Origin of the sequence: Microvirga ossetica (genome assembly GCF_002741015.1) — a bacterium.
GTDB lineage: Bacteria > Pseudomonadota > Alphaproteobacteria > Rhizobiales > Beijerinckiaceae > Microvirga > Microvirga ossetica.
This window is the reverse complement of record NZ_CP016619.1, coordinates 541,915-567,471: the sequence shown is the minus strand read 5'-3', so window position 1 is coordinate 567,471 and position 25,557 is coordinate 541,915. Positions and strand designations below refer to the sequence as shown.

At 61.5% G+C, this 25,557-nt stretch carries 22 protein-coding genes and 4 pseudogenes; 14 read left to right on the top strand and 12 right to left on the bottom strand.

What is annotated here, in order from left to right:
* Nucleotides 1-263 precede the first annotated feature (263 nt).
* A complete protein-coding gene (locus BB934_RS40845) occupies nucleotides 264-776 on the top strand; it encodes a response regulator (protein ID WP_099515318.1) in 513 nt (170 codons plus the stop codon).
* Between the two features lie 161 nt (nucleotides 777-937).
* A complete protein-coding gene (locus tag BB934_RS40840) occupies nucleotides 938-1,303 on the top strand; it encodes a hypothetical protein (RefSeq protein ID WP_099515317.1) in 366 nt (121 codons plus the stop codon).
* Here the strand turns inward: BB934_RS40840 and BB934_RS40835 are convergent.
* From BB934_RS40835 to BB934_RS40810, 5 genes are all read right to left on the bottom strand, one after another.
* On the bottom strand, nucleotides 1,288-1,566 hold the full coding sequence (locus BB934_RS40835) for a hypothetical protein (protein ID WP_099515316.1): 279 nt from the start codon (nucleotides 1,564-1,566) through the stop codon (nucleotides 1,288-1,290). The two genes, BB934_RS40840 and BB934_RS40835, sit on opposite strands and share 16 nt — an antisense overlap.
* A 719-nt stretch (nucleotides 1,567-2,285) precedes the next feature.
* Nucleotides 2,286-4,160, bottom strand: coding sequence for an adenylate/guanylate cyclase domain-containing protein (locus BB934_RS40830; protein ID WP_099515315.1), 1,875 nt, complete (start codon nucleotides 4,158-4,160; stop codon nucleotides 2,286-2,288).
* A gap of 450 nt (nucleotides 4,161-4,610) precedes the next feature.
* Complete coding sequence (locus tag BB934_RS40820; RefSeq protein ID WP_099515313.1) at nucleotides 4,611-4,793, bottom strand: hypothetical protein; 183 nt, start codon at nucleotides 4,791-4,793, stop codon at nucleotides 4,611-4,613.
* Nucleotides 4,794-5,336: 543 nt separating this feature from the next.
* Nucleotides 5,337-6,632 (bottom strand): ISNCY family transposase, encoded by a 1,296-nt coding sequence (locus BB934_RS40815; protein WP_099514570.1) that lies wholly within the window; start codon nucleotides 6,630-6,632, stop codon nucleotides 5,337-5,339.
* A gap of 832 nt (nucleotides 6,633-7,464) precedes the next feature.
* On the bottom strand, nucleotides 7,465-8,031 hold the full coding sequence (locus tag BB934_RS40810; protein WP_099515312.1) for a DUF1003 domain-containing protein: 567 nt from the start codon (nucleotides 8,029-8,031) through the stop codon (nucleotides 7,465-7,467).
* 444 nt (nucleotides 8,032-8,475) lie between these two features.
* Here BB934_RS40810 and BB934_RS51330 point away from each other — a divergent pair, with 444 nt between their 5' ends.
* From BB934_RS51330 to BB934_RS40785, 5 genes are all read left to right on the top strand, one after another.
* Nucleotides 8,476-8,811 carry a helix-turn-helix domain-containing protein gene (locus tag BB934_RS51330; protein ID WP_099510188.1) on the top strand — a complete coding sequence of 112 codons (336 nt, stop codon included), beginning with the start codon at nucleotides 8,476-8,478 and terminating at the stop codon, nucleotides 8,809-8,811.
* Complete coding sequence (locus BB934_RS40800; protein WP_157934170.1) at nucleotides 8,772-9,590, top strand: IS630 family transposase; 819 nt, start codon at nucleotides 8,772-8,774, stop codon at nucleotides 9,588-9,590. The genes BB934_RS51330 and BB934_RS40800 overlap by 40 nt, the downstream gene beginning before the upstream one ends.
* A 396-nt stretch (nucleotides 9,591-9,986) precedes the next feature.
* Nucleotides 9,987-10,988 (top strand): adenylate/guanylate cyclase domain-containing protein, encoded by a 1,002-nt coding sequence (locus BB934_RS40795; RefSeq protein WP_099515311.1) that lies wholly within the window; start codon nucleotides 9,987-9,989, stop codon nucleotides 10,986-10,988.
* Between the two features lie 103 nt (nucleotides 10,989-11,091).
* Nucleotides 11,092-11,409, top strand: a complete 318-nt coding sequence (locus BB934_RS40790) for a DUF1330 domain-containing protein (RefSeq protein WP_099515310.1) — start codon at nucleotides 11,092-11,094, stop codon at nucleotides 11,407-11,409.
* 231 nt (nucleotides 11,410-11,640) lie between these two features.
* The gene (locus BB934_RS40785; protein WP_099515309.1) at nucleotides 11,641-12,048 is read left to right on the top strand and encodes a hypothetical protein; all 408 of its coding nucleotides are present in this window, start codon (nucleotides 11,641-11,643) and stop codon (nucleotides 12,046-12,048) included.
* Here BB934_RS40785 and BB934_RS40780 read toward each other — a convergent pair.
* From BB934_RS40780 to BB934_RS50755, 4 genes are all read right to left on the bottom strand, one after another.
* Nucleotides 12,045-12,410, bottom strand: coding sequence for a hypothetical protein (locus BB934_RS40780; RefSeq protein WP_099515308.1), 366 nt, complete (start codon nucleotides 12,408-12,410; stop codon nucleotides 12,045-12,047). The genes BB934_RS40785 and BB934_RS40780 overlap by 4 nt on opposite strands.
* A gap of 56 nt (nucleotides 12,411-12,466) precedes the next feature.
* Nucleotides 12,467-13,561, bottom strand: coding sequence for an amino acid ABC transporter substrate-binding protein (locus tag BB934_RS40775; RefSeq protein ID WP_418294820.1), 1,095 nt, complete (start codon nucleotides 13,559-13,561; stop codon nucleotides 12,467-12,469).
* Between the two features lie 1,143 nt (nucleotides 13,562-14,704).
* On the bottom strand, nucleotides 14,705-15,148 hold the full coding sequence (locus tag BB934_RS50760; protein WP_335645667.1) for a Crp/Fnr family transcriptional regulator: 444 nt from the start codon (nucleotides 15,146-15,148) through the stop codon (nucleotides 14,705-14,707).
* A gap of 78 nt (nucleotides 15,149-15,226) precedes the next feature.
* Nucleotides 15,227-15,445 (bottom strand): hypothetical protein, encoded by a 219-nt coding sequence (locus BB934_RS50755; protein ID WP_335645666.1) that lies wholly within the window; start codon nucleotides 15,443-15,445, stop codon nucleotides 15,227-15,229.
* Between the two features lie 124 nt (nucleotides 15,446-15,569).
* Here BB934_RS50755 and BB934_RS48765 point away from each other — a divergent pair, with 124 nt between their 5' ends.
* From BB934_RS48765 to BB934_RS40750, 3 genes and pseudogenes are all read left to right on the top strand, one after another.
* Nucleotides 15,570-15,848 carry a DUF6894 family protein gene (locus tag BB934_RS48765; RefSeq protein ID WP_175608902.1) on the top strand — a complete coding sequence of 93 codons (279 nt, stop codon included), beginning with the start codon at nucleotides 15,570-15,572 and terminating at the stop codon, nucleotides 15,846-15,848.
* 795 nt (nucleotides 15,849-16,643) lie between these two features.
* Nucleotides 16,644-17,507, top strand: a complete 864-nt coding sequence (locus tag BB934_RS40755; protein WP_099515306.1) for a tyrosine-type recombinase/integrase — start codon at nucleotides 16,644-16,646, stop codon at nucleotides 17,505-17,507.
* Nucleotides 17,508-17,517: 10 nt separating this feature from the next.
* A pseudogene (locus tag BB934_RS40750) lies at nucleotides 17,518-17,934 on the top strand (IS91 family transposase); the annotation flags it as partial.
* 60 nt (nucleotides 17,935-17,994) lie between these two features.
* On the opposite strand, the gene istB reads toward BB934_RS40750, so the two are convergent.
* Both istB and istA read right to left on the bottom strand, forming a co-directional pair.
* Nucleotides 17,995-18,867, bottom strand: coding sequence for an IS21-like element helper ATPase IstB (gene istB, locus BB934_RS40745; protein WP_099514429.1), 873 nt, complete (start codon nucleotides 18,865-18,867; stop codon nucleotides 17,995-17,997).
* Entirely contained in the window at nucleotides 18,864-20,117 is a 1,254-nt protein-coding gene (istA, locus tag BB934_RS40740; protein ID WP_099514078.1) for an IS21 family transposase, read from the bottom strand. The genes istB and istA overlap by 4 nt, the downstream gene beginning before the upstream one ends.
* A 143-nt stretch (nucleotides 20,118-20,260) precedes the next feature.
* Between istA and BB934_RS40735 the strand changes: the two are divergent.
* A pseudogene (locus BB934_RS40735) lies at nucleotides 20,261-21,046 on the top strand (IS91 family transposase); the annotation flags it as partial.
* 577 nt (nucleotides 21,047-21,623) lie between these two features.
* On the opposite strand, the gene grxC reads toward BB934_RS40735, so the two are convergent.
* Entirely contained in the window at nucleotides 21,624-22,481 is an 858-nt protein-coding gene (grxC, locus tag BB934_RS50750) for a glutaredoxin 3 (protein ID WP_157934635.1), read from the bottom strand.
* 99 nt (nucleotides 22,482-22,580) lie between these two features.
* On the opposite strand from grxC, the pseudogene BB934_RS40725 reads away from it, so the two are divergent.
* The 3 genes and pseudogenes from BB934_RS40725 to ltrA all read left to right on the top strand — a co-directional run.
* Nucleotides 22,581-22,832, top strand: a pseudogene (locus BB934_RS40725) (NAD(P)(+) transhydrogenase (Re/Si-specific) subunit beta); the annotation flags it as partial.
* Nucleotides 22,833-22,921: 89 nt separating this feature from the next.
* Nucleotides 22,922-23,420: pseudogene (locus BB934_RS40720) on the top strand (TerC family protein).
* 682 nt (nucleotides 23,421-24,102) lie between these two features.
* Complete coding sequence (gene ltrA, locus BB934_RS40710; protein WP_237050646.1) at nucleotides 24,103-25,386, top strand: group II intron reverse transcriptase/maturase; 1,284 nt, start codon at nucleotides 24,103-24,105, stop codon at nucleotides 25,384-25,386.
* Nucleotides 25,387-25,557: the final 171 nt, after the last annotated feature.

Sequence of the window (25,557 nt, the reverse complement as noted above, 5' to 3'; positions counted from 1 at the left end):
GCCTAATATTATCGTCTGGCGATAAAATACTTACAGCACATCAAGAAGCATCTGTCATTGATCTATGTTGGGTTTCCGATATCTTTGTGTCTGCCGGCGAGGCTACAGGGCGTTCCGCGTAGTGCCTATATGGAACTCTGCCTGTCTCGCGGCACTTGAAGAGTTAGCTGCCGGATCCCTTCCGGGCGGCACTGGCGTAAGCCGCCCAGCCCCGAGAGCCCCAGCACTCCTGTCTGAGTGCAGGTGAGGGAAAAGGGTCGGCCATGAACATCAATCAAAACGACCAGCAGCCGGTGGTTGTCCTCCTTGCGGAGGACGAGGCTCTCGTTCGCATGATGGCTGCGGATGTGCTCAGGGAAGAGGGTGGCTTCAAAGTCGTTGAGGTGGTCGATGCGGATGAAGCTCTGACCGTTCTCGAGGCAACAGCCGAGGTTCGAGCGCTCGTGACGGATGTGAATATGCCCGGTTCCCTGGATGGCTTTACGCTGGCCCGCGTGGTGAAGCAGGCATGGCCTCATATCGGTGTCGTGGTGACTTCAGGCAGAATGGCACCCGGGGCGCAGGAGCTTCCCTCAGGCGCGCTGTTCATTCCCAAGCCTTACCGGCCGGCCGATCTGGTTGCTGCCGTGCGGACGGTGATGCCGTCAGACCAGACCGAGATGCCTGCTGAAGCCCCTGTCCCAGTGCTTCCCTCCGCGATCAAGATCAGTCAGCCCCACACCGGCACTGGCGCTGCTGGCGGTCTCGCACAGCCCCTTCGCGAGCCCGAAGAATAGACCTTAGAGGGGGTGCGATTTCGCATAACCTCCAGTATGGAACAGCCGAATTGCAAGCGTAGCGGAGGAGGCGTATTCTAAGGCTGGCTATCGACCTGGCTCCTCCCGCGGCCTCGACGCTCCGATCCAGCGCCGCCGCCGCCCAGCACAGGGAGCGTCACATGCGTGTCAGATTTGCCCTTGCTCTCTCTGCCCTCGTCAGCCTGCCGTTACCAGCCCAAGCCCACGACATCTACTCGCATCTGCGGGATGTGTGGGGCGGCAGCTGCTGCGATAACAATGACTGCCGCCCTGCGCTCTATCGGTTTGTCGCAAGTGACCTGCAAATGTTCGTCGACGGGCGGTGGATCGAAGTGCCGGGCGAACGGATCCAATACCGTGGGCTGCCGGGCGACACTGGCGAAACCGGCGGGGGCCATTGGTGCGGGTTAATCTACCAGCCGGACTTCAGCAGCCGAGGCGCCCTTTACATGACGAAATGTGCGGTCCTGCCACCTCAATCAGCGGCGGCTCAGGACGAGCCGTAATTTCGCATAATCCTCATTAAGGGGCAGATGCCAAGTCGTTGAGCTGGCGTTGGCCGAGGGAGGTCCTCGTTACAGAATTCCTCGGCTCCATCAACAGCAGACATGAAATCCGCCGGATCAATCTCCGGCAGGGCCAATGTCCCGGTCGCGTCGACGCAGCCATCCCGGTCATCGTCGCGGAAGAACCGGCGGGAGCGAAAATCCATTATCAGAAACGGCTTCTGTTCGAGAAGCTGGTCACAGGCCATGTAGAACACTGCCATGGTGTTCAGCCCTTTTGGGGTCTCGGAGTAGAGTGACCCTTGATCAGGCGACCGGTCGCGAACACGCGTGGGCTGCTGCGCAGGACGAGCGCATTCAGGTCCGGCATGGGCTGTCGTCCTGAACGGCATGATTGTGAGGATGCTGGATAGCGGAGCGGACGAGCCAGACAGGCACTTGTCAGCACCAGAAGAACCGGAAGGCAGAGTAGGGCTGCAAACATCACAGCCTCCTCTCAAGGCCAGACAGTATGCGCCTCCTTGGACCCGAGGGTTAGCTTGATGTGCGGTAGCCGCGAAATTTTGCATAACGCCCAGTATGAGACGCGATTTGAAGTGCTCTTGAAATCCTCCCGCTGCTTCATGGACCGCCGCGCCGGCTATTCAGCAAAACCGGCTCCGCCGCAGACTTAAGACAGAGAGTGTGAATACTCGTGGTTGCGCAGCGTGGGAGAGGCCGAGATGAGCACGTTTCCCCGGTCTCTTCCCTGCCTGGATGAGAAGCAGTTGGGGCCATGCCCCGGACCCAGGCCAAGAGATCATAGCTGCCGCATCTCCCAGGCAGGAGGATGATAGCTGGCTTTGCACCGTCCTACAGCAGGATCGTTCCCCGCTTCGGCTTGGTCCGCTGCGAATTCAGCCGTCTTCAGCGCCGACCCGAGATGATCGTCAGCTTCTTTCGTCACGCAGGGCTCTCCGTTGCAGGACTTCTGTGAAGATCATTAGGTAAGGAGTTCAAGTACTTCTGCGAAGCGTGGATGACGGCGGATCGGATCGAGATCAGAGTCGTGTTTCACCCAGCTCTTTCTCTCCTGGGTGGCGCTCGGGAGGAGGTCCACCAGCAAGTCAATTGCTCGTTCATGTTCACCCACAAGAGAGCAGACGCAGGCTACATTGTACTTCGTCAGGCCGTCGTCAGGATCGATAACCAGAGCACGTGCTGCCCACTCTTTAGCCCGATCAAGCTCGCCAAGGACTGCCAGACCCACAGCTCCCAAATAGGCGGGTCTCGGGTTTCCTGGATGAAGCAGGAGCTCGCGCTCGGCGCGCGCAACACCTTCTCGCGCCGCCTCCTGCATTTCCTGCTCACGCCCGAGGGATCGGTAGATCCCAGTGAGCACAAGCAAAGCCTGATAATCGTCAGGCTTGAGCTCTGCCGCACGCTGAAAAAGCCGGGCGGCTTCCTCAAGCTTCCCTTGAGCAAAGCAGGCGCGAGCGTAGAAATAATGCGCTTCGAACAGATTGGGGTCAAATGCGATTGCCTGATCGAACTCAGCTACTGCCTCCGGATATCGCTCGCGCAACGAGAGCGCCAAGCCACGCGACGCATGCGCTTCAGCAAGGCCACCTTCCAGATCCAGCGCCTTGGCGCTCGCCGCTAGAATGCTGTCGGTCGAGACATCGGCGTTATAGTGCAGAAAAAGGAAGGAATCGCAGTCAGCCAATCCGGCATACGCCCGCGCATACAGCGGATCGAGCTCGATTGCCTTGGCGAACATGCGCTTTGCGAGAACGTAGTATGATTTTGAATGCCGGTGCAGGAACTGTCGGCCTCTCAGATAGTACCCATATGCCTCCATGTTCTCAGTCGGCACCCGGCTGATAATTTCCTTCTCCTCCGGCAGCAGCTTGATCCTCAGCTGCTCAATGATGGAATGGGTGATCTCGTCTTGAATGGTAAAGATGTCGGTGAGATCGCGGTCGTAACGGTCGGCCCACAAGTGACCGCCGTCTCTGCCATCGACAAGTTGTGCGGAGACGCGCACGCGCGAGCCGACCTTTCGAACACTTCCTTCCAAGATGAAGGTGACCCTGAGGTCCTGGCTCAGCTGCTGCGCCTTTACGGGCTTGCCCTTGTAGGTAAAGGATGTGTTGCGGGCAACGACGAACAGGCCGGATATCTTCGACAGGTCCGTGATAAGGTCCTCAGTGATCCCGTCGCCAAAATATTCCTGCTCGGGATCGCCGCTCATATTGTTGAAGGGCAGGACCACGATGGACGGCTTCTCAATGCTCCACGTTTTCTGTGAGCCTACATCCAACCGGCTCGCCACGAGCGCTGAGGGAATGTCGAGCAGGACGCTATAAGCGCGCACTGGCCTATCGATATTCTTGAGCCTTTGCTCGCCGATGTCTTCAAACCGCAGATCGAGCCGATTGCCGACATTGTCCCGCACAGCTCCAGAGACGATGATCCCGCCCGGCTCGGCAATGCCTTCGAGCCGTGCCGCCACATTGACGCCGTCGCCGTAGATATCGTCGCCCTCGACAATTACGTCGCCGAGGTTGATGCCGATGCGAAGTTCCATCCGGCGATCTCGCGGCAGCCCTGCATTACGCTCCCGCATGCCGTGTTGGATCGCAGCCGCGCAAGCAACCGCATTCACAACGCTCGGGAACTCCGCCAGAAAACCGTCACCGATGAGCTTGACGGTACGGCCTTCATGCCCAGTGATCGTGGCGTCGATCAGCTCGCCGCGATGGGCTTTCCAGGCTGTGTGAGTGCCTGTTTCATCCAAATCCATGAGGCGGCTATAGGTCACTACATCTGCTGCGAGGATGGCGGCCAACCGTCTGCGCACAATGGGATTGCCCATGTGACTACCAGTCTATGCGTCTTGCCACGTTCGCGGGTTGCTCAAATCTAGCCCACTCTCAGCATACTCCAGTGGGTCATGGATGTCTTATCTCAGATGAGGCCACGCTTATGCGGCGACGTCACTGACTGGCATCCGGCCAGTCCGGTTGGCCCGGAGATCTGTCACGACGAAAGCGAGAAGGACTGCATTCAGGAGGATGACCAGGAGCGTGACCATGCGCGTCACTCTCTCGCGGCGAATTAGTCGAGCGTTGGCGCCCCTAATCTTGCGGCGCTGCTCACCCAAATCGTGGGTTCGCCCTGTATGGCTTCTCCTCGGACTTGGACTCAGTTTATCAGCCTGATGCGCATCAGAAGAATGTCATGGTACAATAATTCGCAGAATTGCCTTTATGGAACCGGCGAGATGCTGAAGGTTATCGTCTCGTCAAAGCGGGGATAATCATCATCAGAGGTTCATCAAGATAGTCAGGAAGCCCATGGCGAGAAACACAAGGGTGAAGGCGGGATAAAGCACGAACATGGCAGTTGATGCAAGGAATGGCCGGACGTGTTCCCCTCTGCGGGGACGCCCCAGAAAAATCATCCCGAGACCGATGACCAGCATCACGATACCGATTGTTAGGTTCATCGCTTTCTCCCCTGGCCCTCCCCCGAGATCACGGCATTAGTACCAGCCTACTCCTCCTTGGCCGCTTTGGCTGCGTAATTCGCAGAAGGCGCAGTATGGAACTGGATCCCGGTGCAGATTTTGCTTGACCGGATGAGACACGAAACTCCCATCAAGAAAATTTGAACTTCTGCCGTTAATGCCCGTTATTGCTCCGCTCATCCGTGAGGTAGATTGACCTTATGGGACACCAATCCTGAGGGTCTGATGCCTAAGCCGAACGGTCACAGAGCCAGATGGGTGCAAAGGGAGGCGGCCCAGCACACCACCCCCGAAAGCATTCGGCGGCGAATTGCCCATGCGGAAAAGCAGATCGATGCCTTAGCGAGTGCCGGTCTCGGTCAAGAGATGGAGAAGGCTCGGGAAGCCCATGTCGATTTGATCCAGGTTCTGTCGGAACGCCTCGCGCGCGCAGGAAACCGGTCTTCGTTGTCAGAACTCGTTAGACAAGTCTCTGATTGTCCTCATTAGAGATGTCACCTCCGGGGAGTGACTGCTGAGAGCTCAACCCACCTTGAACAGGCTCTTGCCTTGGCCGCGCCGCCGCGGGGCGCTGTTGCTCCGGCTCATGTCGAGCTCCTTCTGCCGCTCGGCAATGTAGGCCAGAACCGGGCCCAGCCGCTTGTTCTCGACAACTGCCGCCTGATCCACCTGCTGACGGCGGTCAAAGGGCCTGTACGGCAGCTCCAGGCCCTTGTGCTTGATGGCAAAGCGCCCATCCGGATAGTCATAGACGGTCACCCGCTGGCGGGCGAGGGACAGCGTGATCGCGTTCGGCTCGAGAATGAACAGCACCTGGTCGTACTGCAGGGTCAGACTGCGCGAGACCGTCCGCTCCTCGCGCCAGGCGAACACGTCATCCAGCTCATCGTCCTCGCTGAGCGGGCGATGCAGGTCCTTGTCGCTGTAGGGCGCCTTGGCAAAGCGGCGGTTGAAGTCCGCCATGAATGCCGGCAGGAAGGCATTGCCCGCCTCAAGGGTCGAGATCCCAGCCAGTCGCATCTCCTTGACCAGGCGGTCCTGCAAGGTGCCGTTGGCGCGCTCGACGCGGCCTTTGGCTTGGGGCGAGTTGGCGCAGATGATGTCGATGTTGAGCTGATGCAGCGCCCGCCCGAACTGGGTCATGCCGTCACCGCCCACCGCTCCTTTGCCGTTGACGCGGAAGACGGCATGCTTGTCGGAGTAGAACGCCACCGGCTTGCCGTAGGCCTCCAGGTACTCCCGGGTCGATCGGAAATAATCAAAGGTCGACTCGGTCTCGACGAACTTCAGGTGCATCAGCCGGCTGGTGGCATCGTCAATGTAGACCAGAAGCGTGCAGGGTGGGCCGCGATCCTCGAACCAGGAGTGCTCGGAGCCGTCGATCTGGACGAGTTCGCCGACGCAGTCGCGCCGATAGCGCGGCTGGTGCACCCCTTTGAGCTTCTGCCGGCGCTCCTGCCAGAGACCCGCCGCGATCATCCAGCGCCGGATCGTCTCGACACCCAGATCGATGCCGTGCCGCTCGGCGAGCTTCTCGCAGGCGAGCGTCGGGCCGAAATCGGCATAGTTGGCTGTGATCAGCGCCAGCACCTCGGTCCGCAGCGCCGCCGGGTAGGAGCGGTTGCTGGGCTTGCCGCGCCGGCGCGACACCAAGGCCGTGGGACCACCGGTCTGATAGGCCTTGAGTAATCGGAACACTTGGCGCCGTGTGATCCGCAGCAGTTGGGCAGCTTCGCGCACCGTAATTCGCTCCGCCACGACGTCCCGCAGAATGTGAACCCGATCGATCTCCGGCCGGCTCATCCCGATCACCGTCATCAGACCCAATCTCCCCAGCACCATCACCCAGGGAGAGTGACATTTGTAACGGGGAGAGGAGTGACCTTTCTAACGGGGTTCTACAGGAAACCGGTCTTCGTAATTCGCATAAGCCTCAGTATGGAACGCGATTTGTAGATTTCGGAAAGTCTTCGCCGCGCCTTATGGAACGCCGCGCCGCCCATTCAGTAAAACCGGCTCGGGAAGGCGACACGGCGGCTGCGAACACTGGCGAATGCTGTCCTTGACGCGCGCGGGTGAAGAGGGATCGGTGACGCCACCTTCCGACCCCTCCTGCCCGGTCCCGAACACCAAGGGATTGCCGCGTCTCCAAGGCGGAGAAACCATAGCCGGCTCTGAGGATCCTAGCAGCAGAGTGATTATCCCGCGCTTAGGACAAAGGCCGGCAGTGGACTGTCTGCCGAGAGGGGCGGAGCGGTTAGAGGTCTGCAAATCCGTCGCCCCAGCCGACAAATGGGGTTGTCTCGCCGAGCGGGCTCATGAATTTTTGCCAATCGGATCAATCGCTCTAACAGCCATGTGTCCCAACCTCAGGATAGTCCGTAGTGGGTCAATCTGAGCCGTTGGGCTAGGCCTTATGAAGGTCAGCTTACCCTATGATCACGGAAGTTCGGCTTTCGTCTGCCTCGTGCCATCACCAGACCTCCGCCAAGGCGGGTGACGAGCTCAGTGCAGCATCTCAGCGGAAAGAGCTTGCGCTAGCTGGCACATGTCGAGGGGCTTGTCGCAGTAGAGCACGTCGGCGTAGGCCTGTGGCAGCGCCCATTGCTCATAGGCGATCCAGGGCAGTACGGACTAAATGCGTGGCAGATCAGCTTGATAGTGGCTTAGCGAGGGTTGCCCGCACCATCTTGTCTAGCTCCTCAACCCGCTGCGTCTGATCCTGAAGCAAGCCTTCGAGATGCTCGACGCGAATGCGGTCAAGCTTGTCGTGTAGGGCCATGATCTCAACCTCCGCCTTCAAGTTGACCTCGTAATCCAAGCTGGCGGCCAACCGATCCCTGGCGGCTTGTCGGTTCTGAGACATCAGGATCACAGGGGCTTGTAGCGCGGCAACCATCGACAGGATCAGGTTCAGGAAAATGTAGGGGTATGGATCAAAGCCTCCGCCGACGCGGGCCAGGGCAACGCTGTTCAGGACGATCCAAGCCATGAGCATCCCCGTGAAGATCGTGATGAAGGTCCAGGATCCCCCAAATTGAGCGACCCGATCCGCGAGGCGTTCGCCCAATGTCTGCTGTTCTTCAAGAACGCTGTTCACATTTCGGGCGATATGCGATCGCTTGGCGATGTGGAGAATTACCCGCTGCTCGCGCTCAGACAGTCTTGTTACGCCGCTGTCCAGCAACTGCCGGGCGAGTTGAGTCACCTCGTCCATAAGCACCCTCCGCTGTCACTCTGATCGGAGGTTGCAGTCTCCTCTAGCCTTAGAAGCCGGAGGAGCTTTGCCGTTCGCGCACGTGGCATATCCCAAGGTGATGTGGCGTATCCCAAGGTGATCAAGACAACCTTCTCTTGTACACCGAGACCCGTGCCGCTCTTCAGAATGCCGGGCGGCGGCTGCCTGATTGCCAAGTCCATAATCGGATCCCGCTGTACACATGATACACGCAAGACTCAGGAGGATCAGAGAAGCATAGTGATCCGCTTCCCAAGTTTCTAATCTCTTGGATTGCGCCCATAGCTTGCCAACTCTCTCCGACCCTATCGAATAATTCATGTTTCGAGACAATCATATACTTAAACTGCATCCAGTTTGAGAACCATGGTTTTGGGCTTGGATTAGCGGCGGGCGTTCCCATCTGAGGCACTTTCCTCAGATATGGGTGGCGTCATGCTACGGGTTGATTGTGCACGCTGGGGTCAAACACCGGATGACCTGCGGCGGCTGGCGCTAAACGCACCTCATGCGCGCACCCGCGAGCGCGCGCTCGCCCTCTACGACATGGCTCAAGGAAGCTGCGCCACCCAGGTGGCGGCACGCACCGGGCGCCACCCGCAGACCGTGATGGGTTGGCTGCATGCCTACCACACACAGGGCCCCGCGGCCCTGGCCTATGGCCGCACCGGCGGCCGTCCCCCCTTTGTGCCCGAACCGCCGCCAGTCTCGGCGAGGTCGTGCGCGCGGCCCAGGGTGCGGCGGCCGCGCCGCCCGTAGACGGCGCCGATCCGCCGCCTCGCTTCACCCTCAAGCGCCTGGTGGCGTTCGTGCGCGAGCGCTTTGGTCTCAGCGTCTGTCGCGAGACCATCCGGGCGGCCCTGCACCGCCTCGCGCTGTCGTGGAAGAAGGCCAAAAAGCTGCTCGGCCGCGCGGATCCGGAGCAACGACGGGCTTTCATCGATCGCCTCCCGGACCTGCTGGCCGGCGCCCAACGCGACCGCCACCTCCTAGTCTATCTTGATGAGGCTCACCTTCACCAAGACACCGATCTTGGTTATGGCTGGTGCGCCCGCGGCCAGCGGCTGTGGGTGGCCTCCTGCTCGCCCGGGCTCTCGGCCAAGGTGTCGTTCTATGGTCTCTATCTCTACAACGAGGGCGAGGTCCGGCTGTGGCCCTATGCCCGCGCCAACGGAGAGCACACGATCGAGGTGCTGCGTCGGCTGCGGGCCGAGGTGTCCGACCGCAAGATCATTCTGCTGTGGGATGGAGCGCCCTACCATCGCGCCCAGGCGGTCCGGGCGGAGGCCTCCGATCTGAACATCGCGCTTGTGCCCTTACCCAGCTACAGCCCTGACCTGATGCCCGTGGAGGCGCTCTGGCGCTGGCTGCGCGAGGACGTCACCTATCACCACTGCCACAGCAGCCCTGAAGATCTCACCCGACGCGTCGCCGCTTTCGAAACCCGCATCAACACGGATCCATGCGCCCTGGCCGATCGCCTCTGGGTCAAGGATCAGCTCGACCCCAAGGAGGAAGAACTACGGTTCCCAAAATAGACGCGGTTTAGGTCGAATAAGCGTGTATACTTCAATTAATTTAGGAGGACATCATGGTTCAGAGAATCAGGTCCTACATTTCTTACGAAAACGAGGCGCTCGTTGTTGCGGCCATGGCCTTCCTGTTCTGCGGGGCCGTGATCTTGGGGGTCATGTGATGCTTTCCCAAGTGTTGATTTCACTCCTCCTGATGGCTGGCATTCTCGCCGTTTGCACGCTGACGATCCGCTCCCACGGGTGAAAGAACCCGGATCTGGAGGGCCGGTCGTTGCAATTTCGCTGGTGCCGCCGGTCTGTCAGGAACGACACTCAGTCCTGGCCAATTATCCTGTAGACCACGAGGCTCTACCGACGCGACATGGGTCTAGGTTGGCCCATGAAGGGCGGTGTCCGACCATGAACAAGCGCGCCTCAGTCATGCAACGCCGCCTCGCAGCGATCTTCTACGCTGACGTGGCAGGCTACGTGCGCCTGATGAACGCGGATGAGGCGGGGACCCTCTGCCTGCTCGACTCGCGCCGTGAGATCATGGATCGGCACATCACCCAGTACGGCGGTCGCACAGCCAACACCGCAGGCGACAGTATTCTCGCTGAGTTCCCAAGCGTCGTTGACGCGGTCCTATGTGCGGTCGGCGTTCAGGAAAGGATTGCTGCGGCAAATGAGGAAACCCCAGAGGAGCGCCGGGTGACCTTCCGGATCGGCATCCACGTTGGAGAGGTTATGGTCCGCGACGGCGACATGTTTGGTGATGGGGTGAACATTGCCGCCCGCATGGAGAAGCTGGCACAGCCGGGATTGGTCTGCCTCTCAGGAATGGCCTATGACTACGTGTCCAGGGTGCTGCCGCTGGCCTTCGACGACCTCGGGACGCAACTCGTGAAAAACCTGGATGCGCCCATACGGGCTTATCTGGCCCATCCCACTGATCACCCGCTGTCTCGGGCGCTGCCACCGGTTCACCGCCGCAGTGAATTCAATCTGGGGCGACGCTTCCATACCATCCTGAACCGCGCGCTGGTGGACGTGACCAATCAAGAGGGCCTGACACTGGTCGAACCTGCGGTTCTGGCCTCCCTCCACGATGCGCCGAACATCGACGAGCGGCGATTGGCCGAGCGGATCGGCATTGACCTCGCCAGTGCCCAGCGGATGGTCAAGCACCTTGAGCTTCTAGGGTTCGTCAGCCGGACACCGGGGAAACACGGACGCGACCTGCGCCTTCTCAGCCTCTCACCAGAAGGGCTCGAACTCTATGCACGGTTATACCCGGCGATCCTTGCGGTGCGGGATCGCGTGATGGCTGCCCTGTCGGAACGGGAGCGGGAGACCCTGCAAGACCTCTTGGCGCGCGTGATCAACACCAATGAACTCAAGAGCGATCGTCGCTCCGACTAATCCTGGCAAAACCAAGCGGCTGCAATAAGGGCGCATCGTTCTGAGCGCTATGACTGATTGCTCGAGTGTGCTGTGATAGCGCAAGCCTTCAGGGAGGTATCCCATGGCCTATGTCATGTTTCAGTATGACCGCCCGACCGAGTCTCATCGCTGGAACGACTACAACCAGCATGTCAGAGATTGGATCGCGCAGCTTCTGCAAATCCCGGGTGCGGTGTCGTTTATGGCCTATCGTACGACTGATGGAGCCAGCCCGAACACGATCACCATGCTGGAGTTCCGTACTGTGGAGGATGCCCGCAAAGCGCAGGAATCCGAGCAGATGCAGAGAATTCTCGATGAGCTACGGTCGCTCGGCGTGGCCGCCAGGATCCTACTGGTGGAGCGCTCGCCATTTACGCCCAAGCCATTTCAAGCGTGAGACCAGAGCCGCGTTGGCAGGGCAAGCGCGCCCGCGCGCAACCACCCGACCTTGCAATCTCGACCGTAGACCGCAGTCCGTGGAATGGAGCCTGACTCAAAATCCGCTCCCCCTGATCAGGGAGCGTGCTTGAAGAAGGCCCGCGTCCTTTGCGGAATGTCATTTATAGAGTTCGGTGAAACTGTGCTATCATGTTGCGAGGGGCATACTCTTGGGTGAGAGGAGGCTGCCATGGGCGCATCGATCCAGAGGCTCCGCCACCACATCTCCCGTCTGCCGTTCTTAAGCTTCCTCCGTAACCGTGACTATCTCGTCGAGCCGTGGGGTTCTACAGATGAGGTCACATTCAGGTTCAAGGAGTGCGAGGACGACTGCGGGCCGTCCGCTGAGGAGGTCGAGGCGAAAGAGCATGAGCGTGCAGAACAGTTCAGGCGCGATCAGCTTTTACCTATCATGGGGATGGTCTACCGGCGCACCGGGCTAAACGAAGGGGGCCGGGGGGCATCCCTTGCGCGTGACAAACAAGGCCGCGTATTAGCCCTAAACACTTTATGGGTTGGGCAACCGCTGGGCCATGCAAGTTTAATTGATTGGGGGATGATGAATTGCGCAAACCGGATGGCTGATGCCTGGAGCTAGGCGCCGAGTTCGAAGATAAAGAACATCCCAAACCCGACGACGATCAGCCCTGCGCTCACGATCTTTGCCACGAGGAGCGGTACTGCGGCAGCCTCGAGTTCGGCATGCCTTTTTGCTCTCTCGGCTGCGGACATGCGCTCCACAGCGGTGATGTGCTGGGCGTAGAGGCTTGAGGCCTGACCGTGGCCGACTGGGCCACCCCGCTCCATTTCGATGGTCAAGGCAAGCACCCCAATGATCAGACCGACAACGCCTATGCCAAGGAAACCGACGATCCGGTAAGCGACGGAGGACACTCCTCCCACGCTGACCACCAGCAACAGGAGATAAGCCCAGTCCGGTGTCCTGAGGCGCAGGTGCATGTTACATTACCTACAGGGATGGACTGTAAACTGAAATCGGCCGCTCTTGAGTATCCTCAACGGACCGGAATGCCATACTGGAGCCCTCCCTTGCTCCACAGGGCGTTCTGACCGCGCTTGATCTTCAGGCGCGATCCCTCGCCGACATTCCGGTCAAAGCTCTCACCGTAGTTGCCCACATGCTTGATGATGCGCACGGCCCAGTCGTTGGGCAGGCCGGTGGCCTCACCGAACTTGCCCTCCGTGCCGAGGAGACGCTTGATCTCCGGGTTCTCGGAGGTCTTCATCTGGTCGACATTGGCCTTGGTCACGCCGAGTTCTTCAGCGTTCAGCATGGCATTGTGGGTCCAGCGGACGATGTCGGCCCACTGGTTGTCGCCGTGGCGGACGGCCGGGCCAAGGGGCTCCTTGGAGATGATCTCAGGCAGCACCACTTGCTCATCGGGCGCCGACGCGCGCAGGCGCTCGGCATAGAGGCCGGAAGCATCCGTCGTGTAGGCGTCGCAGCGGCCGGAATCGTAGGCCTTGAACGTCTCGTCCGAGGTCGCGAAAGCCACCACTTCGTACTTCATGTTGTTGCCACGGAAGAAGTCGGCGAGGTTCAGCTCGGTCGTGGTGCCCTGCTGAGTGCAGATCGAGGCGCCGTTCATCTCCTTAGCGGAGGCAACGCCAAGTTTCTTGCGGACCATAAAGCCCTGGCCGTCGAAGTAGGTAACCGCCGGGAAGTCGAGGCCGAGCTGCGTATCGCGCGACATGGTCGCGGTCGAGTTACGGGACAGCACGTCCACTTCGCCCGACTGGAGCGCCGTGAAGCGGTCCTTGGCGGCGAGCGGGATGAAGCGAACCTTGGTCGAGTCGTCGAAGATGGCAGCCGCAATGGCGCGGCAGAACTCGACGTCGAGGCCCGTCCAATTGCCCTGCGTGTCGGGCAAGCCGAAGCCGGCAAGGCCATTGTTCGAGCCGCAGGTCAGGAAGCCCTTCTGCTTCACACTATTGAGCGTCGCCTGGGCCGAGGCGCCCGTGGCAAACAGGCTAGCTGTCAGGCCGAAGGCAATCGACACAAGAGCCTTTTTCACGGTGTTGGATCGACTACGACGAGGATCGTCAGAGGTCTGGATCTGTGCCTGTGACAGGTTGCTTTGAAGTACCATTTTAGCCTCCCTCAAAGGGGAGGAAGTCGTCCAAATTCTGTGTGGCTAATGAGGACGGATTAGGAATCCGCCAGAATTAGGAGCACCGGCAGCCATGACGCGACGTCCTCACCCAGCAAGAGCATCATAGCACCTTTCAGGGCCCAGCCCGAAGATAATGCTGGCCGACTGGACCCGCCTCTGTTGTAAGGGCACCGGCTGCTGCTGACCGGGTCCATCGGTTTGAGGGCATCGGGTCCAAGACGGCCCGACCGAGCAGAGGCGAGATCGCGCGTGTAACGGCACCCGAAGGGCAGCTTCCCGAAGGGCTGGTTTCCTGATCCTAACAACACACATGGGACCGCACAATGAACAGAAGTGCCCTTATGGAACAGTCCGAGAGCCCGGGTGTCGACAGCCATTGGCATCAAATCCCGGAGTGCCATGCCCCGCTACTTTTTCAACATCCATGACGGTGACCACTTCACGCCTGATCATGTGGGGATGGAACTGGAGGGCGAACGAAGCAAAGAAGGCTCTGCCGATTATTGTGAAGGACGAGGCCGGACGGGAAATCGTGCGGACTACGCTCTCGCTGGCCTCGGAAGGCCGCTTGGCCACGGTTCTGTTGTAAGCGTGTCGGAACGGGCGTATTCTCAAGCCTGCAGTTGACCTAGCCTCTCTTGCAGCGCCTCGTGGCTCCGACACCGCCCCCGAGCCGCCCTGAGGGACCGAGCCCGTACGGAGGGGCGTATGTGTTCAAGCACTGCCCTTATCGCCATTGTTCTCGCTGTCAGCTTGCCGTTGCCGCTCCAGGCCCACGACATCTACTCGCATCTGAAGGACAAGTCGGGTGCAAGCTGCTGCGATGACAGGGATTGCCAACTTGCTCCGTACCGGTTCACCGTAAATGGTGTGCAAATGCTCGTGGCCAAACGATGGATCGACGTGCCAAGCGAGAAAATCCAATATCTTGCGATCCCAGGAGATACGGGCGAGACAGGTGGAGGGCATTGGTGTGGGTTAGCTTATGAACCCAGCGGTAGCGCTTTGTACCTAACGCGCTGCGCGATCCTGCCGCCTCAGTCTGCATCGGTCCAGGTCGACCCTCCGTAATTCCGAAAATGTCATTTATGAAATGGGCTGGTGAAAACCTCCCGCCGATCAAAGGGCCTCTTGTTTCACCAGATGCAGGTAGATGGGATCGAACTCGCCGGCCTTCTTTAGACCCTCCCAGTCCAGCACCTTCAGGGAGACACCGCGTAAGGTGATCAGGCTGTCTCTTCGGAGATCTTGCAACACCCGATTGACATGCACCGTCGAGAGCCCAAACGCGTCACCCAGCTCCGCCTGGGTGACCGGCAGCGTGAAGGCATGGTCCTCCACCAGCTCGACGGCCCGCAAGCGCACCAGCAGCTCGCAGAGGAGGTGGGCGATCCGACCATAGGCGTCGCGCCGCCCGAGCCCCACCATCCACTGACGGAAGATCGCCGCATCGATCAGGGTGTCGCGCCAGAGCAGGTCGCTGAGGCGGGGGTGGCTGCGCATGAAGGTGCGCAGGTTGTCATGCTGGATGAAGGCGAGGCTGGAGGGGGCGAGCGTCGCCAAGCTGTGATCCATCACGTCGATGTGCAGGCTCTGGAGGTCGGGAATATCGCCGGCAATGTGGAACGACAGGATCTGGCGCTAGCCCTCGGCCGTGATGATGTAGCGACAGGCAAAGCCCGCGACGATGAGGCAGCTCTCGGAGGGGCTGTCACCCGCCCGCACGATGTCCTGGTGCGCCGCGACGGTTTTCAGCCGCAGGGGCAGGCGCAGCAGGGCGGCCTTCTCCTCGGGCGCGAGTGGGGCGATGCTCTCCAGCTTGCGGATCAACGCGGCCGTGTGGTGGTGAATGGTGTTCAAGACAGCCCCCTGTGGTCAGGCGGGAGCACCGGTCTCTCTGTTGTCAGCGCCTCATGCTCGGATGCCGACAATGCGCAGATTATCATAGGTTAAGGCGCCTTTAGTAAGGCGGAACAAGGGACCAATGTCCCGGTTGATCAGGATGTCCCGCTATTACTTCGACATTCGCGAGGGGGCGAGGATCGTCCCTGATGAAGAGGGCATGGAGTTCGAGAGCCTGGACGCTGCCGAACGCGAGGCCGCCGAGGCTGCGGCCGAGATTGGTCGGGACCGGCTGCCGAAGGGCGACGCTCAGGAGGTCACAATCGAGCTAAAGAACGAGCATCGCCAGCGGGTGCTGACCGTGACCGTCGCCATAGAAATCAACCCGGTCGACCCGGAGCCGCTGCCCCCGCGCTGGTGAGGAAATCGTCTCCGAATTTCCGATAAAACCCCTTTTTGGGAGCCGGGTAGTGTATCTTTTGAGCGTCTTCGGAAGCTTTTTTGGACTGGTGCTTTGCGCCAGTTGAGTAGAGCGTCGGTCCAACAGGCTCTTAAGCGCCGTCAGTGCTGGCGGATATGCTGGCGAGATCTTGCGTGGCGCCCGGCCAAAAACTCCGGCCTGGTTTCACTTAGGTGAAGGCTGTCGCCCTGCGGAAGGCGCACTCTCAGGATTGTGGATTGGTCCTTTTTGATCCTTCGGGATCAATCCACCTCCAAAGACCAGCAAGTCAGCTCCTGAGAGAACTCCCCCGTCGATTGCCCCTCGACGGGGGAGTTTTCACGTCGGCTACTGGCCCGAGCGCACCGATCCGGTCGATATCTCCTGCCGCGTCTAACCTAAGTTTGGGGCGGTTGGGCCAGAGACGTAGCTTGATTTGCCCAACTTCGGGCGTTTCCTCCTGAAACTCGGCTCCCTCCTGCTCCCTCAGCGGCGAGGGAGCTTTTTCGTGATGAGGGGTGTATCGAACAGGAACTGAAGCGCCCTCCGCAAAGACGCATATAGTGTGTGATCTCGCGGAACGGGAATGACGGAGCCGTGGCAGACACAAACCATGTTGGAAAAGCTAGAGTCAGCTCCGGGTCAAATGGACTAAACCGCTACCGCGGTAGGATATGCCGGCTCTGTTGGCGTCTGGACCGATCATAGAGGTCACGCCGGGACGCGTCCGGCCTGAGAATGGAGAGGTTTCCTCCAGCCTCAGGACAGGAGCCTCCCATGACCCACGCGTCCGTCAGTCCTCTCCGCCAACGCCTGATCGACGACATGACGATCCGCCATTTCGCCTCGCGGACCGAGCAGGCCTACATCCGCGCCATCCGCCGCTTCAGCGCCTTTCTCGGCGCCTCCCCCGACCAGGCCGGCTTCGAGGATGTGCGCCGCTACCAGCTCTTCCTGAGCGAGACTGGCGCCAGCCCGCCCACCATCAACCACGCCGTCACGGCCCTGCGCTTCCTCTTCCAGGTCACCCTGCACAGGCCTGAGGTCATGCAGCAGATCCCGTTCGTGCCCGAGCCGCGCAAGCTGCCGGTGGTCCTCAGCCCCGACGAGGTCGCCCGCCTGCTCGAGGCGGCGCCCAACCTCAAGTCCAAGGCGGCGCTGAGTGTCGCCTACGGGGCGGGTCTGCGCGCCTCTGAGGTCGTCACCCTCAAGGTCAGCGACATCGACTCCACCCGCATGGTCATCCGCGTCGAGCAGGGCAAGGGCCGCAAGGATCGCTATGTCATGCTCTCACCGCAGCTGCTTGCGCTCCTGCGCGCCTGGTGGAAGGCGGCCCGGCCGCAGGGCTGGCTCTTTCCCGGTCAGAACCGGGTCAGCCCGCTCACCCCGCGTCAGCTCAACCGCGCCTGTCATGCCGCCGCCCGCCTGGCCGAGATCGACAAGCCCGTGTCGCTGCACACCCTGCGCCACAGCTTCGCCACCCACCTGCTCGAGCAGAACGTCGACATCCGCGTCATCCAGGTGCTGCTCGGGCATACCAAGCTCGACACCACCGCCCGCTACACCCGCGTGGCGACCCAGCTCATCCGCACCGTGATGAGCCCGCTCGATCATCTGCCTCTCGCGGATCCGCCCGCCTGAGGCCAGGCCCATGCCCCACCCGGCTCTCGAGGTGGCGGAGATCTTCCGCGCCCACGGAGCCGCCCGGCGTGCTGCCCATGCGGGTCACATCAGCCTCGGCCAGCTCAAGGTGATGAGCGCGATCGAGGCCTGCCGCACGGCCGCGCTCGGCGGGCATGTGGAGCGCTGCGAGAGCTGTGCCCGTACGCAGGTTGCCTACAATTCCTGCCGCAACCGGCACTGCCCTAAATGCCAAGGGGCGGCGGCCCGGGACTGGCTTGCTGAGCGCGAAGCCGAGCTGCTGCCCGTGCCCTACTTCCATGTGGTGTTCACGCTGCCGGCCGCGATCGGCGATCTGGCCTGGTCCAACAAGGCGGTGGTTTATGATCTCCTGTTCAAGGCCGCCGCCGAGACCCTGCTCACCCTGGCCGCCGATCCTCAACACCTGTGTCAATGCCGTGTGAATCATCCCCAGAAGCGCCGAAGTAAAATTCCCCACTTCTGCCGCTTACGTCCCCAGGGGCTCGGGACCATTTTTCGGAGGCCGACCTCGCGGACGGGAGACGGACACCGGATTGGGTGGCGTGATCAGCGCCTTGGAGCGCACATGCTCGGGCATCAGTTCGGCGTGTTGCCGCAGCCGGTAGCTCGAGCCTTCGATCTGCACCACCACAGCATGGTGAAGAAGGCGATCCAAAAGCGCCGTGGCCACAACGGGATCGCCAAAAACCTCGCCCCATTCCGCAAAGCCGCGATTGGAGGTCAGGATCATGGCGCCTTTCTCATAGCGGGCGTTGACCAGCTGGAAGATCAGGTTGCCCCCGCCGGACACCACGGGCAGGTACCCGATCTCGTCAACGATCAGCAGCGAAGGCCGGCAGAAGAACCGGATCCGCTCCGGCAGACGCCCCTCACGCTCGGCGCGGGCCAGCATGCCGATCAGATCCGCCAGCGTGCAGAAGTACACGCTCTTGCCGGCCTTGACCGCCTCTACCCCCAGGGCGATGGCGAGATGGCTCTTGCCGGTGCCGGGCGGGCCAAGAAAGTGCACCACTTCGCAGCGGGCGATAAAGCCCAACTGCGCCAGGGTCAGGATGCGGTCCCGGTCGAGCGAGGGTTGGAAGGTGAAGTCAAAGCCCGACAAGGTCTTGATCGTCGACAGCCGCGCCATGCGCAAGCCGGTCTTGATGCGGCTGTTCTCGCGCAGGCTCAATTCCTCGGACAGCAGCGTGTCGATCGCCTCCAGCGCACCGATCTCGCCCTGCTCGAGGCGACGCACGATGGCATCGAGCGCCTCCAGGGCGCGCGGCATCTTCAGGCCAACCAGATCCTGACGGATCCGCTCCAGGGTCGTGGGAATGAGCTCCAGGGGCGCACTCATGCGCGCGTCTCCCGGGCCAGGTGACGGGCGACCGCGTCGTAGAACGCGAGCGAGCGCTGGGCGACCACGTCGCCGGTGCGGCCGACCGGAGCGACCTTGGCTTCACGCCTTTGCGGTGCGGGAAAGCTCTTGCGGTGGCCCGGCGCGACCCGGCGCTGGTGGCGGCCCTCCAGAACGGGATGGGCGCCAATCAGCTCACCCTCCTCGAAGATGCGGATCTCATCAGCCAGGGTGTGGACCTCGACCACGCGCCGGCGTGTGGCATCGGGCACGCTATAGAAGTTGCCGCCGACACTGACCATGCCGTCGCGCGAGATCCGCCGCTCCAGCCGCAAGACGGACCGGAAGGGGGCCAGCGGCAGAGGCCGCAAGAAGGGATGCTCCTCGGCAAAGGCCTCCATGACAACGCGGCGCGTGGTGGCATGAACGCGCGGGTTGGCCACGGTGGACAGCCAGTGCTGCAGCTGCCGGTTCAGGTCCTCGAGATTGCGAAAGGAGCGGGCCAGGAAGAAGTCCTCGCGGATGTAGCGGAAGGGCCGCTCGACCTTGCCTTTGGTCTTGGCCCGGTACGGGCGGCAGGCTTTGGGATGGAAGCCGAAGTGCCGGGCCAGGTCGATCAGCGCGCGGTTGTAGATAATGCCGCCGGGAGAGGTCTCGCCGGTGACCACGGTCTTCATGCGGTCGTAGAGCACCTCGTGCGGCACTCCGCCCAAAGCCTCGAAAGCCGCCACGTGACAGCGCAGCACGGTGGCCAGATCCTGATGCAGCACGAAGCGGGCCCAGATCAGGCGGCTGTAGCCGAGCACCAGTGAGAACAGCCAGACGATGCGCGGGGTTGTAGGCTCGTCGGCGAACACGACCTGGAACTGGGCGAAGTCGACCTGGGCCTGCAGGCCGGGCGCGGTCTCGAAGCGGACCTCGAAGGAGGATGACGGGGTGGGGCGGATCTCGCGCAGGAAGTCGGTGACGGCGGTGTAGCCCCCGGCATAGCCGTGCTCCTTGATCTCGCGGAACAGGCGGCTTCCGGTCAGGCCCGGGAAGGCGCTCACCCGCTCGCGCAAGTAGCCGGTGAAGGGATCAATGACGGTCTGACGCGGCTTGCGTGGGCCATAAGCCGGAGCCTCCAGGCCGCGTTGGATATACTTGCGCACGGTTTTGCGATCGAGGCCGCTCTGTCGGGCAATGGCTGAGACCGACATGCCCTGCCGGTGCCAATCCAGGATCATGACTAACTCCCCAAGCTGGATCACCGCATGCCCTCCTGATCATCAGGAGCAGCATCAGCGAAGAGGGCCTGCCCGTCTTCCCCGAGACGGCCAAACCAACTGGCCACCGCTCTCACCTGGGGAAAATTCAATCGGCAGGTCTGGGGAGTTTTACTCCGGCATCAACACACCTGGGCGCCCGCATCGGCTTCACCGCGGTGCTGCACACCTGGGGCTCGGCCCTGACGCATCATCCGCATGTGCACGTGATCGTGCCCGGCGGCGGCATCGCCTTGGATGGGAGCCGCTGGATCGCGGGCCGGCCCGGCTTCTTTCTGCCGGTGCGGGTGCTCTCGCGGCTGTTCCGGCGCCTGTTTTTAGAGGGGCTGTCCCGGGCTCATGCGGCCGGGCGCCTGGGCTTCTTTGGACCTCAGGCTCGTCTGGCCGAGCCGGAGACGTTCAGCACCTTGCTGGCGGCGCTGCGGCGGATCGCGTGGGTGGTCTACTGCAAGCGCCCGTTCAGCGGCCCCGCGGCGGTACTGGCCTACCTGGCGCGCTACACGCATCGGGTGGCGATCTCAAACAGCCGACTGATCGCCTGCGATGCGGATGGGGTCAGCTTCCACTGGAAGGATTACCGGGACAAGGGACGTCAGCGCTCCAAGGTGATGCGGCTGAGCGTGGATGAGTTCATCCGCCGCTTTCTGCTGCACGTGTTGCCCGACGGCTTTCACCGCATCCGCCATTACGGGCTGTTCGGCAATGGCGTGCGTCAGGCGAACCTCGCTCGCGCACGGACGCTCCTGGCCGTGGCCGGGAAGCCGATGGCCGATGCTCCTGCAAGTGACGCATCGATCGAGCCATCGCGGTGTTGCCCGTGCTGCGGCGGTCGCATGATCCTCATCGAGCGGTTCGCCCGCGGATGTGCACCGCGCCCTGCGCCCTCTCATCCCATCCGGATCGACACCTCATGACCTCACGCGGGCCGCCCATGACCTTCATGCTGCTGATGATGGGTGCCGCATCCGGGGCACAGGCGCTCGCTGCGTCGCCCTCTGCGGTGATCCCGATGCATCCTCATCTATGCCGTTGGTACTCCGAGGGTGTCGTCTGCCGCGCCCGCGGTGGCCCTCACAGCGAACTCACCCACACCGGTTCTAGTCACTGGTGTTGGCTCGGCACCCGATGCCGACGCCACAATCCCCATAACAGCCGCAGCATCAGCACGGTGTTCCGCGGTTTCCTCCTTTGAGGCTTGTCGAACGCCTGCCGCTCGAGCCGCGGCTCCGTTCCGCCGCGGCAGGCATCCAACAAGCCTTAACAACCTAAGAAGGTTGCTGATGGCACCGAGCGAGGTAGCGGTGCCGATGGCCGCCAGACCGGCGACGCCGGCACCCACGACGAGTTGCAGTACCAGCGCACGCATAACAGGATGATCTCGACCGGAAACCGGCGGCGTTTGAACAGAGACAACAGGACGGCTCCTCACATAGCCGTCCCTCCCTATACCGCCGAGGTTAATGCAACAGTTCCGCAGGACCTCCTTCCATATCAGTCCGCCGACACCAGTTTGGAAAGCTCTCCCGACCGATCCAGAGCGGCCAAGTCGTCGGCGCCCCCGACATGCCGCTGTCCGAAGAATATCTGCGGCACCGTCTGCCTGCCCCCGCTGCGGAGAACCATGCTCTTTGCTGCGTCGGCATCTTTTCCGACATCAATCTCTGTGAAATCGATGCCTCTTTCAGAGAGCAAGGCTTTCGCAGCCTTGCAGTAAGGGCATTCCGTTGTGGTGAAGATCGTCACGCCCGAACCAAGCGGTGAAGCGTCACCGGGACTGGGCTGGTCCCGCAGCCAGTCGAGGACTTCACCCGCGGACTTGTTCGGCGGGAACACCGGGTAGAACACGTGCTCGATGACCCCATCGTTGATCACAAGTGTCAGCCTCTTGATGAGACGCATGTCCTCGACGCTCATCGTCGGCAGGTTCAGTGCATCGGTGAGCTTGAACTCGGTATCGCTGAGGATTGCGAACGAAAGGCCCAAGCGATCGGCAAGCTCCTTCTGATATTGGGGCGTCTGCGTGCTCAACCCGAATATCCGCACATTGAGCGCGGCGAAGATGTTCTGCTGCGCCTGGAAGGAGAGCGTCTGGGGCGTGCATCCGCGGGCTCCGGGAATGTCGGTCCATCCCTTCGGCAGCTCGACACCCGGGACGCCGGTCATCGGGTAGGCATAGACGACGGTGCGACCGGGCAGCCGGGAGAGATCGACATCCGCCCCGGACGTTGCCCTCAGTCCGATGCTTGGCATCCGCATGCCGATCAGGTGAACCGCTCCCCCGTCGTCGACTGGTTTGGGCAGATCATCCGGAAGGAACATCGGGTTTGTCGTTTGATGTTTTGGGTTCATAGTCAATCTCCTTGGATGACGGCAGCATGACCTAGATTTGGCCTATCGATTAGATCCAGTCATGACCTGAATGTCTGGACCAGTTTAGAGCAGATCAGGCCCCATGCGCAGTATGCCTTCGTGATCGGCGCCAACGACGTAACGACCCCGGCGGCAAAGACCGACCCGGCCTCGCCGATCTTCGGCATGCCCATCCTGGATGTCGAACGCGCCAAGACCGTGCTGTTCATCAAACGTGGCATGGGCTCGGGCTATGCGGGCGTGGAGAACGAGCTGTTCTTCCGCGACAACACCATGATGCTCTTCGGCGATGCCAAGAAAGTGGTCGACACGATTTTGAAGAACCTCTGATCCGGTCTGTCATCAAGTATCTCAAGGGGATGATTCTGCTGTGCCCCGGCAGCGACCCTCCTCGAAGTCAAAGTTCGGAAGGATCCACCATGAGTGAGCTTCTGACCACCGAGGCTTTATCGGCCTTGCTCCAGGTGATCATGATCGACTTGGTGCTGGCCGGGGACAATGCCGTTGTGGGTGTGCTGGAAGATGTGGCGCGAGCTGCGGGCGGGCCATGCCGAGAAGGATCTCGAGGCCGAGGAAGCCCTGGAGGACCGCGACCTCGATCAGGACGGCCTGATCGCCGAACATGCTCCGAGGAAGACGTTCGGCCAGGCGGCCTGGCAGATCGTGCTCGCCGACGTGTCCATGTCGCTCGACAACGTGCTGGCGGTGGCGGGAGCCGCGCAGGATCACCCGGTCATCCTTGTCTTTGGCCTTGTCCTGTCAATTGCCCTGATGGGCATTGCTGCCAGCTTCATCGCTCGCCTGCTTCAGAGGCACCACTGGATCGCCTACGTCGGCCTCGCCGTCATCCTCTACGTCGCGGTCGAGATGATCTACCGCGGGGCTTTGGAAGTCTGGCCAATGGTCGGCAGCGGCTGATCAGCAGCCCAGTCCTATGGCTTTCGCATGAACAATGCTTCTCTGGTGGGCTCTGATCAGAGCCCACCAGAGAAGCCTCTCGACCTAGCCCCTGCATCAGCAGGATGAAAGAACCCGACATCTGTGAAGGTCTGGACCGGGTGTGCGCCGTGACAAGGCGGCGCTTTCCAGTGGGTGCAAGTCCCACCCGGCAAAAGCTCCAGCCGGAAGCAACCGGAGCAGTCATGGAGGTAACGAAATGGCTGAAGCCTTCGGATAGCGGGTCACGAATTGGTGACCGCGCGAGTGTGCAGGCCGCAACGTGAGTGAACGCTGAGCAAGCCTCGAAAAGGACGATGTGCAGGCCGACCCGACAACCCTTTCGGGGAAGGCTGATACGGCTGGGTGAATGAGCAAAGAGTACGCCCAGGCGCTGCACCGGGGTAGTGGCGGCAGCATGGACACAAGGAAAGCGCACGCAACACGGGAAGCCCCAGGACGTGGTCAGGGATGACCAACCGGAGGCCCGCGAGGGACAGGCCGGGCGCCCTGGGGTGGCGGAGAGGCTCGTAGGACCTTGGAAGCCGGGTAATGCCGGTGGAGGAAAGGGGCCTCAGTTCAAGACAGACGCACGACGTGGTGAGGGACCTGGAGATTGGGCAACCTATCAACTCCGAAGAGTGTTCAGAAACTGCAGACGGCGTTGCACGCGAAAGCGAAGGCAGAAGCCGGTTATCGCTTCTACGCCCTGTACGACAAGATCAGCCGCGAGGACATCCTGGCGCATGCCTATGCCCAGTGCCGCTCCAATAAGGGCGCACCGGGTGGCGACGGTCAGGACTTTGCGGACATCGAGGCGTATGGGGTCGAGCGGTGGCTGGGTGAACTGGCGCTTGCGCTCAGGCAGGAGACTTACCGACCGGACCCGATCAGACGCGTGTTCATCCCGAAGGCCAACGGCAAACTCAGGCCGCTGGGCATCTCGACCGTGCGGGATCGGGTCTGCATGACAGCAGCGATGCTGGTGCTGGACCCGATCTTCGAGGCCGACCTTCCACCAGAACTCTACGCCTACCGGACTGGGCGCAATGCCCAGCAGGCGGTGATCGAGGTGGAAGAGCTGCTGTTCCGAGGCCATCCGGACGTCGTGGACGCCGACCTCGCGGACTACTTCGGGAGCATTCCCCATGCCGAGCTGATGACGTCAGTGGCGCGCCGCATCGTGGATCGGCGCGTGCTGCACCTGATCAGAGGGTGGCTGGACTGCCCCGTGGAAGAGACCGACACACGAGGACGGACGACACGGACAACGGAGGCGCGCGATCAACGGCGCGGCATCCCGCAGGGCTCACCCCTCTCACCCTTGCTGGCCAATCTGTACATGCGCCGGTTTGTGCTGGGATGGAAGAAGCTCGGGCTGGAGCACAGCCTCGGCAGTCGCATCGTGACCTATGCGGACGACCTCGTGATCCTGTGCAGGAAGGGCAAAGCCGAAGAGGCCTTGCACCGGCTGCGCGAGATCATGGGCAAGCTGAAGCTGACGGTGAACGAGGAGAAGACACGCATCTGCAAGGTGCCGGAAGGCGAGTTCGACTTCCTGGGGTACACGTTCGGACGGATGTATTCGGCGAGAACCGGCCAGGCCCGCCTGGCGCAACGGCCCTCGAAGAAGAGCATCCGGCGCGCGGTCGAGAAGATCCATGCGCTGACCGCCCGAGCGGGAACATGGCAAGAGACCACAGTGCTGGTGGGCAAGTTGAACCGCACGCTACGCGGATGGGCGAACTACTTCTCAGTAGGCACCGTCAACCCGGCGTACCGGGCGCTCGACACCTATACAGCGGTGCGGTTGCGCCGGTGGTTGCGCTCCAAGCATAAGGTCAGGCGACGCAAGGGCGGGGCTTATCCCCTCTCGCATCTTTACGGGCACTTCGGGCTCGTCCGCCTGAGCCGGCTTGGGCACGACGTGCCGTGGGTGAAGGCGTGAGGTCTTGTCCGAGAGCCGGATGCGGGAGATCTGCATGTCCGGTTCGATGAGCGGGGTGTGGAAACGGAGCAACGGCTCGGCTAATGAGGCACCGCCAGGCGAAAGCGGCGGAAACAGATAGGCCGCTCCTACCGCCACCGCGCCACACCTCGACTCTACCAACCCAGGAAA